At 39.6% G+C, this 9,944-nt stretch carries 5 protein-coding genes; 4 read left to right on the top strand and 1 reads right to left on the bottom strand.

Annotated elements, in window-relative coordinates; translation table 11 throughout:
• Positions 1–1,284, top strand: a 1,284-nt coding sequence (locus EA341_RS12990) for an MFS transporter (protein ID WP_293015196.1), incomplete at its 5' end; no start/stop codon positions are given.
• Positions 1,285–1,300: 16 nt separating this feature from the next.
• On the opposite strand, the gene EA341_RS12985 is transcribed toward EA341_RS12990, so the two are convergent.
• Positions 1,301–4,168, bottom strand: coding sequence for a triple tyrosine motif-containing protein (locus EA341_RS12985; protein WP_293015194.1), 2,868 nt, complete (start codon positions 4,166–4,168; stop codon positions 1,301–1,303).
• Between the two features lie 245 nt (positions 4,169–4,413).
• Here EA341_RS12985 and EA341_RS12980 point away from each other — a divergent pair, with 245 nt between their 5' ends.
• From EA341_RS12980 to EA341_RS12970, 3 genes are read left to right on the top strand one after another with little or no spacing between them, the layout of a single operon-like run.
• Positions 4,414–7,494: a TonB-dependent receptor gene (locus EA341_RS12980; protein ID WP_293015191.1), complete on the top strand. Its 3,081-nt coding sequence runs from the start codon at positions 4,414–4,416 to the stop codon at positions 7,492–7,494.
• 4 nt (positions 7,495–7,498) lie between these two features.
• Positions 7,499–8,968: a RagB/SusD family nutrient uptake outer membrane protein gene (locus tag EA341_RS12975; RefSeq protein ID WP_293015188.1), complete on the top strand. Its 1,470-nt coding sequence runs from the start codon at positions 7,499–7,501 to the stop codon at positions 8,966–8,968.
• A gap of 16 nt (positions 8,969–8,984) precedes the next feature.
• Entirely contained in the window at positions 8,985–9,815 is an 831-nt protein-coding gene (locus EA341_RS12970) for a PKD domain-containing protein (protein ID WP_293015185.1), read from the top strand.
• Positions 9,816–9,944 lie beyond the last annotated feature (129 nt).

Below are 9,944 nucleotides of genomic sequence, written 5' to 3'. Positions count from 1 at the left end.
TCCAAAGCTTACGAACTGATTACCGATGAAGGGGAGGAGAGGGCCTGTGAGGCAATTTCGGAAAGGGCCTGCAAGGAAACTCCAGGCAATTTTTTCAAAAATGTATTCAGCGGTTCCTTATCCAAATTGGCGGAGCAATTGGTCAGCCCGGGTACCACCTTGCCCTGGATTTTATCTGCTTTGGGTGTCCCAAATCTTTTTACAGGTGCATTGGTTCCCATTAAGGATGCAGGTTCTCTTTTACCGCAGCTGTTTGTATCTGCTAAAATCAGGGCTTATGCAGTCAGGAAATGGTTTTGGGTAATTCCTGCTTTGATTCAGGCATTGGCTTTGGCTGTCATGGCCTTTGTGGTTTTACGAACAGAGGGGAATACTGCCGGAATTTTGATTTTAAGTCTATTACTGATTTTCAGTTTGGCCAGTGGAGTGGCAAGTATTAGTTTTAAGGATGTAATAGGCAAAACTGTCCCTAAAGGGAAAAGAGGACAGTTGTTGGCCATGCGATCTACGATTGGTGGGGTATTGACCTTGGTTGCTGGGGTATTTATCCTGCAGGATTTGAAAGGGGAGCAGGATAAAGGAATGCTGTTTTGGGTGGTAATGTCAGGTGCAATTTTATGGTTGTTGTCGGCTTTCTTATTTGCTCTGATTGTGGAGGAAAAGGGAGCCACAGAAGGTGGAAGGTCTCCTGTAAGTGAAATAAAAAATGCCTGGAAGTTTTGGAATGAGGACAGCAACCTCCGTAGGTTTATTTTTACCCGTGGATTGTTGATGGCTATTCCTTTGGCACAGCCTTTTTTTGTGGTTTTGGGAAAAGAAGAATTGGGTAGTGAAGTCAATAATCTGGGGATTATGGTGATTGCTGCAGGGATAGCCAATATTATCAGTTCACCCTTTTGGGGCAGGTTTGCGGATCAATCCAGTAGAAAGCTCATGGTGTGGGTATCTATCCTTGGGATGGTCAATATTTCCCTGATGGCCTTGTTTCCTTTTTGGCCGGATAGCCTGCAGAATATTTATGTGTTTGCTGGACTATTTCTAATCCAGGTGATGGCCCATGGAGGTACCAGGTTGAGCAGAAAAACTTATCTGGTGGATTTTGCTCCGGAAAAAGAAAGACCGCTTTATGTTTCCTTATCCAATACCATGATCGGTGTATTCACGTTGCTTGCAGCAGGGCTCGGAAGTCTTTCTTCACTTTTTGGAATACAGGCTATGCTCTTTGTATTTGTGGGACTTTTGGGCTTAGGCCTGTTTTTAGCTTTAAATCTAAAGGAGATATAAGCGAATGAAGATTTTTCTAAAACTTTAGAATAAATTCCTGTAGGTTATCCTGTCTTTCTAACTGTATCTTTTTTCTCAATCTGTACCGTGCTATTTCCACACCTCGGGTTGAGATGTTCATCAGATAAGCAATCTCCTTGGAGGATAAATTCATTCTCAAATAAGCACTTAGTTTTATTTCTTGGGGACTTAGATCGGGAAAGGATTTTTTAAACCTAGACATGAAGTCACCATGTACTTGATCAAAATGAATTTCAAAATGTTCCCATTCTTTATCCCCTTTGATATTCTTCTCTATACTCTGGATTACTTTTTGAATATCATTTTTAACTTCCTGATTTTTACTTTTTTTAATGATAGATGTCAGGTGTGTCTTGGTATGGTCTATGAAGCCATTTTTATTGATTAAATGCATGGTTGCAGAAGCCAATTCTTTATTTTTATTCTTGATCTCCCCTTCGAGCTTTTCAGTTTTGAGCCGTTCTATTTCTTTTTGGGATTGTTGTAGATCAGATTCTTTTTCTTCCAGTTTTTTTCTTTGTTCGGCAGTGATCTTTTTCGTCTTTTTCAGATGCCTTTTCTCCTCAGATTTATAAATGAAATAGAGGAATACTAAGGATGAAATAAAATAGATTAAATATGCGATTCCAGACCTATACCAAGGAGGCAAAACCTCAAATTGAAAAAAATCTTCTTGCCCTTCATTACCAAAAAGATCTTTGCTTTTGACATGGAATGTATATTTCCCTTCCCTAAGGTTGGTATAGGACTTATCCCTTCGGGTATTCCATTCCCCAAACCCTTCCTCAAACCCTTCAAGCCAGAATTTGAACATTACGTTATTTTCTTGATTTGGGGTTGGGTAGGTTACCTCAAAGCGTAAGTCTGCATTTTCATAGGGTAACTCTATAGGCTTATTTTTAACTAAATGATGATTTCTGGTAAAAATCAAAGAATCAGACGGGCCTGTTTGAAATACAGATCTGATTAAGGTAGGAAATGAAGGACTATATACCTGAGAATTTCTTTCTAGCATAAACCAAATAAATCCATCATTAGCGGCAAAAAGAGCTTCGTTTCCCCTTAATAAAGAGGTGTTTTGCAAGTCATCATTTAGAAAAGGAAGTATTTTATTGAATATCTGATGTTTTTTCTGATAAGTACCATTGATCTGTTTTTCTAAAACACCTACCTCTTGTTCTCCAATATAAAAAATGTTTCCCATTGGGTCTTCAAGAAGGCTTGTGATTAGAAATTCATCTCCGAAGTATGGTCTGAAAAACTCATCACGCTCAAACTTGTCCTCAGAAGCGTTATAGCTGTATATTCCGTATTCTGTTGTAAAAAGCAACCTGTCGTTAACATTCCATACACTTATCAGGAGATTGGTAGGCAATCCCTTTTCTGTACCATAAAACTCAGCTGATACAGATTCTAAATCATCAGACAGATTGATTTTGTATACTCCTTTATAGCCATGAGTCATCCAGATATTACCGTTGACATCCTCTTGTATGATTCTGGATGATTCGTCAAATCCATTCAGTTTCCTTAAGAATTTTACATCCCCGTTTTTGATTTCAAACAAAATCAGTCCAGTATAAGTACCGCTGATGATTAGGTTTGGATGATTTTTTAAAGGTTGAAAATTCCAAATACCCTGATAGTCTGTAAGTTTAAATAGCTCATTCCCCTTGATTTCAAAAGCACCGTCATTATGTGCTACAAGCAAATGATTCTGGACAAGGTTTATTTGGTAAACCTGACCAATAGAACCCTCTATCAACTTGGCTTCATCATTTTTTTCCACGGATTGATAATAAACCCCATTGTTGGTGCCATAGTACAGATAGTCTCCCTTTAAAAAAGCATCATAGCCTGTTCCTGATATATTGGAATACTGGTTGATTTGTCTGAATGGCAATCCAAGTTCCACAAGAGATATACCATTGCTGTGTCCAATCCAAAGATTGCCACTGACATCCTCAAACTGACTTAGAATGGTGTTATTTTGAAGTCCATGATTTTCATCCATGTGGAGATAAAGTTGACCAGAATCATTTATGATATAAATGCCGTCATTCTGGGTGCCAATTGCGATCCTACCATCTTTCAATCTCAGTACATGATTGATGTTTTTTATATCGGGTAGATTTTTAGGAGTCCATCTTTTAGACCCTGTATCGTTTAGAAGAAAGATTCCCTTATCTCTTGTGAAGATCAGTTTGTCATCCTTGCCTACTTGTACCAATCCGGAAATATAGGTGTTGGAAAACTCTTCTTGGTTCCTGTAGATCTCTAAGGCATTGTTTTGAAGTCTTTTGAGACCTGTCCCTCTTTCCAAAACCAAAAGTTGGTTGTTGGAAGCAAAAAAACCATCAAAATAATTGTCAGATTCGATGATATGCTCAAGTTGCAATTGCTTAGAAAAAATAAAAAGACGGTTGAATGTACAGAAAATAATAGAGTTGTGAAGTTGGAATACCTTCCATACTTCCTCCAGGTTTCTTTCATTTTCAGGCAGCCCTGGTAAGAGTGAGGTGAATTTCAGGTAGCCATTTTCATTTGGGGAAAAGTAACCAAATTCACCTTGGCCAGAAGCGAAAATTCTATTCTCATCATCTATGACAATATCTCTGATTTTTGTGCTATTTGGAAGAGAGTATCTATTCCAGGCACTGCCATCATACTCCAGCATACCAAAGTTGTTGGCAACATAAATAAGCCCTGATCTATGTTGGGCAAATCCGTAATTCTGAATACCTCCATTATAATTCTGGCTGGAGTAATATTTTGAAAAGGGTAATCCTAGCTCCAGATTCTGTGCATTCAAACATGTTTGGACATAGATGACTAAAAAAAAGACTACTAGTAATTTCTTCATATGAATTTATGAATTGACTTCTTGAAGGTAATGAATTTTTCTTGTTGTAGTAATTTGAGATAAATTAAATGGATTACAGAATATTTATAAAACACTCTTATAGACATTTAAAAGAGGATTTTTGACAAAAATGTAGAGTTTTTGAGAAACACAAATTGAGGTAATGCTGTAATATTGATGTATTGCTATTTTTTGATTGATAAGTAAGAATTTTCAGCTTGTGCACGCAATTAAATCCAAAATAAATGAAACATGTGTTAAGCTTTTTGTTTGCACTTGCATGGTGCACTTATGGGTATAGTCAATCCAGCAATGTAAGCGGAAAAGTATTTGATGAAGAAGGTATACCAATTCCTGGCGTCAGCATACTTAAGGTGGGAAGTACTACTGGAACTATTACAGATTTAGATGGAGAATTTGAAATCAGTGCCACTGAAGGAGACGAGTTACGTTTCAGTTATGTAGGATTTAAATCAAAAGTAATAAGAGTAGGTTCCAGTCTTTCTTTAGAAGTGAGTTTAGAATCTGAACTGACATCTCTTGGTGAAGTGATTGTGGTAGGTTATGGCACTGCAACTAAAAAAGAACTTACTGGTGCAGTATCCCAAGTGAAAGGTGAAAGTATCACGAAAATGAATATGCCCCGTGTGGACCAGGCACTTCAAGGGCAAATAGCCGGAGTAAATATAACCACCAATAGTGGAGCGCCTGGAGGGACTTCCAATATTAGGATCAGGGGGATAGGTACTTTTGGAGACAACGATCCACTTATACTTGTAGATGGGGTTATTTATGATGCGGCAGGGTTGAATGCCCTAAACCCAAATGACATTGAATCTGTCAATGTTTTAAAGGATGGAACAGCAGGTATCTATGGTGTAAGAGCAGCGAATGGAGTTATCCTTATCGAAACAAAAAAGGGAAAACTCAATAGCAAGGCCAACGTGGATATGTCCGCTTATTATGGCGTTCAGCAAACAGCCAGACAACTAAGCTTACTTAATGCCACACAGTATGCCATTTTGAAAAATGAGGCTTTCGTTGCTGGAGGTCAAGCTGCTCCTTTTGCCAACCCAAATCTTGGAGAAGGAACAGATTGGCAAAATACAGTTTTCCAGGACGCCCCGATTCAAGAATACAACCTGACAGTTACAGGTGGATCTGAAAAGACATCATATTCTATCGGTGGGTCGTATTTTGCCCAGCAGGGAATAGTTGGTGGACCGAAAGCCAACTTTGAGAGATATAACGCAAGAATCAATTTCACTACGGAATTGGCCCCAAAGGTCAGGTTGACTAACGTGCTGTTATATACACATGAACAAAGCAGCGGTATTGCCCAAGGTGGTATTGGTTCAGTATTGTTCAATGCAGTAAATGCTTATCCAACTGAGCCTGTTTTTATTGGAGATAGATTCTCCTATTTGGACCGGGTGAATGATATCATCAACCCAGTGGCTCAATTGGAAAATACCTTCAACGAGACATTTGTAAACAAGCTCGTTGGTAAAGAAGAAATCACTTACGATATCAACCCTCATTTTTCTTTGACAGGGCGTGCAGGATATAATTTTGCTCTGGTGGATTCCAAAGTTTTTAATCCTCTGGTTTGGTATGGTACAGGTAAATTTGCCAATACGGCTAGAAATGCCAATTTGGATCCTGTCATTTTGAATATTGGTGAACTTGATATAGAAAGAGGCGCATCAGTAAACGAATCCAGAAATACCTTTTTGGATTATAATTTCGAGGCATTTCTCAATTACAACAGAGTTTTTAAAGAGGACCATAGGGTAAAAGGTATGGTTGGTGTGTCATACCTGGGAAATCGAAGTCTGGGTTTAAATGGAGTGGGGTTCAATATACCGAATAACTCTTTGGAACTCGCCGACATCTCCGCCAATCAAGCACCAGGTGGTTTCTTGAATAATGTTGGATCTTTTCAGGCCAGGCAAAGACTGACTTCTGTATTTGTCAGGGGAGAATATGATTACCAGGGGAGGTATTTGGTTTCGGCTGTCATGAGAAGAGATGGATCTACAAACTTTGGTCCCAATAACCGTATAGGCTATTTTCCGGCTATTTCAGGAGCATGGTTAATTTCAGAAGAATCTTTCTTTAATGTTGATTTCATCGATTTTTTTAAGCTAAGGACAAGTTTTGGGATTTCAGGGAATGACCAAATAGGGCTTTTCAGGTACAGAGGGCTTTTGAATGGACTTGGTAGATATGTATTTGATGACCTGATTGTAAATGGTGCCGCCATTGGAACTACAAGTAATCCTGATCTCAAATGGGAAACTACTTATCAAACCAATATAGGCCTAGATTTCACATTGTTTAGAAAGATAGATTTTACCGCAAATTACTTTATCAAGGATACCCGTGACCTGCTGTTCCAACCTGAAGTTTCAGCTTTGCTTGGGTCATATGGAGCCGGTGGTGCACCTCCAGTAGTAAATGCTGGAAATGTAACGAATAGAGGTTTGGAGCTGGAATTGGGATATGCCTCTCAGAGATCAAGAGGGGTGAATTTCAGGGTGGACTATAATGTGACCTTTTTGAAAAATGAAGTAACTAAAGTCCCTGAAGGATTTGATTTTATACCTGGTGCTCCATTTGGGGTAGGGGGCAATATTGTCACAAGATTTGAAAAAGGCTTCCCAATTGGGTATTTCGTAGGCTATCAGACTGACGGAATCTTTCAGAGTCAAGAGCAGGTGTCCAGTAATGCTGCCACTCAATCTGGGGCAAGGCCAGGAGATTTGAGGTTTGTTGACCAGAATGGTGATGGCGTGATCAGTTTTGGAAACGACAACGACAGAACTTTTATAGGTTCTCCTATTCCAGACTTTATTATGGGGCTTAATCTTGGAGCGGATTTTAGAGGTTTTGACGTGTCTGCCAATATTTATGCCGCCATAGGACAGGATATTATCAGGAATTATGAAAGGCAACAGCCTTTTGCCAATCAATTATCATATAACCTTGACAGATGGACTGGCCCAGGAACCTCCAATACCGTTCCCAGGCTCACTACAGGACAGACCAGAAATACAGTTTTTTCAGATTTCTATGTAGAGGATGGGTCATTTGTGAGGCTGAGAAATGTCCAAGTGGGATATACACTGCCCAGGAACTTGACAGAAAGGTTGAAAATCCAATCCATGAGGGTATATGTTGCAGCCAATAATTTAGTTACGCTGACCAACTACATGGGTTTTGATCCAGATGTGGGCGCATCTAATCCGCTATTTGCAGGTGTAGATAATGGAATTTACCCTCAAGCAAGGTCAATAATGGGAGGTGTCAATTTTAGATTCTAAGAAAATGAAAAAAATACTATCAACACTATTGGTTTTCGCAGGCATAATGACTTCCTGTGATAATTTACTGGATATAGAGCCAGAGTTTACCCAAGATGCAGAAAATTTCTTTAATACTGAAGAGGATTTTCAAAGAGCCCTGATAGGTGCATATGACCTGATGCAGACCGCCTATCTACAGATTTTCATTGGTGAAATTGCCTCAGATAACTCCATTGCAGGGGGAGAAAGTGTAACGGATACTCAGGGATTACATGAAATCGATAATATGGTTCATGGTGGCGTCAATGCCGAACTAAGAGATGTAATGCGATTCAATTACACAGGTATCGCTAGGGTCAATTACATATTTGAGTTTCAGGACAAGCTTGATTTTACTGGTAAAGAGCAATTATTAGCTCAGGCACATTTTCTAAGGGCATACTATTACTTCACATTGGTGACTTATTTTGGAGATATGCCTTTGATTGTAGACCAAAGAATTTCATTAAGTGAAATAGCACGGTCTGAGAGAACACCCAAAGAGCAGATCTATGCCCAGATAGAGAGCGATTTGGCCATAGCAATTGAAGTTTTGCCTTGGGTACAGCAAGAGACTGGAAGGATTACCAAAGGCGCTTCCATGGCCTTACTCGGTAAGGTATTGCTCTATCAAAGTAAATTCAGTGAAGCAGCATCGGTACTGGGAGATCTAATCTCCGACAATCAGGCTGGATATGGGCTTTTTGAGGATTTTTCATCTCTATTTTATGTGGTCAATGAAAATGTGAATGAGGATGTATTTACCATTCAATACTCTGGTCAACAGGGTGGAGATTATGGATGTTATGTCTGTCTTCAGGGCAATCTTGCTGTTGGATTTCATGGTATCCGTCAATATAACGGTCCCTTTTATGGAGATGGCAACAGTTACAACTTACCTACCCAAAACCTATATGATGCATTTAGTCCGAACGACCCAAGAAGGGAAGCCACTATTTTGGATATAGATGCATTTATTGCCTCTCTACCCAATTCCGGTAATATTAATTATGCTCAAGGAGGCGGAGGCCATACAGGCTATTATAATAACAAATACATCAAAAGATTAGACGAACGAGGCCTGCCTGATGATGACCTAACCAGCCCATTGAACTACCGAGCGATCAGGTATGCAGATGTATTGTTGATGGCTGCAGAGGCATTTGCCAGAACTGGAAATGATGGAAGGGCGAGAACTGAGTTGAACAAAGTAAGGGAAAGGGTAGGAATGCCTCTTATCAACAGTTCGGGCCAATCATTGATTGATGATATTTTAAGAGAAAGAAGATTAGAGTTGTCTGGAGAAGGCTACAGGTTTTTTGACCTTGTAAGAACGGGCAAAGCAGCAGAAACCATTCAAGGGTTTCAGGTGGGAAAACATGAGCTTTTCCCGATACCGCAGGTTGAGATTGACCTTACGGGTGGTAATTGGAATCAAAACCCAGGATATTAATAAACCAATAAAAAAAATGAAAAATTTCAAAAAGTACTTAATGTTTTTGCTGTCATTTGTCTTCTTGGCAGCATGCGTCGATGATAACAACTTAGATGACGCACCCCCAACCTCAGAAGATGCAAGATTTAGTTTTGCTTCAAGTAGTGAAAGTGATAATATCATCAATTTCACAGCCGATAATGAGTTTTTTCTGATGCAGTGGGATCTCGGAAACGGCTCAACAGCAGAGGGTAGAACAGCACAGGGAATCTATCCTAATGCTGGTACCTATACAGTGACGTTGACAATATTCAACAATAATGGAAGCGCCAGTTTTTCCACAGATGTAGTCATCGACCAGGATGATCCAAGTCTCATGGATAGCCCAATCTTTAATTTTCTAACAGGTGGTGCTGCACAGCCCAATGGCAAAACTTGGGTAGTTGATGCCAACAGAGATGGTCACTTTGGCGTTGGGCCAAACCCGTCACAAGCAGGTGATTTCCCAGAATGGTATGCCGCTAAAGCTTTAGAAAAAGAAGGTAGTGGTATGTACACTGACGAATATACTTTTCAGTTAGACAATACCAGATTTATCATGGAGACAAATGGGTTCATTTATCTTAATGAAGCACAAGCCTCTGAATTCCCGGAAGCATTTGATCCAGGAGTTGGTGACCTTTCTGCACCTTATACCGCACCCGATAACCTGACCTGGAGTGTTCAGGAACCAGAAGGTGAATTCCCTGTATTGACAATTTCTGCAGGTGGTTTCATTGGATATTTTGCAGGAACAAGAACCTATCAGATCATCAATCTTGAAGAAGATGAAATGTTCTTAAGATTTGTAGATGGTGCAAATTAAGAACTTGCTTGGTATGTAAGACTTGTTCCTAAAGGTTCTGAAGGTGAAGCACCAGAACCAGAAGATCCTGAAACAGGCGATGTAAACTTTACTTTTGAAGACCTTGTAGGTGATGGAACAAAGGAGTGG

Origin of the sequence: Mongoliibacter sp. (assembly GCF_007692705.1) — a bacterium.
Classification (GTDB): Bacteria; Bacteroidota; Bacteroidia; order Cytophagales; family Cyclobacteriaceae; genus Mongoliibacter.
Note: the sequence above shows the minus strand (reverse complement) of the source record. Positions and strands in the feature narration are given on the sequence as shown.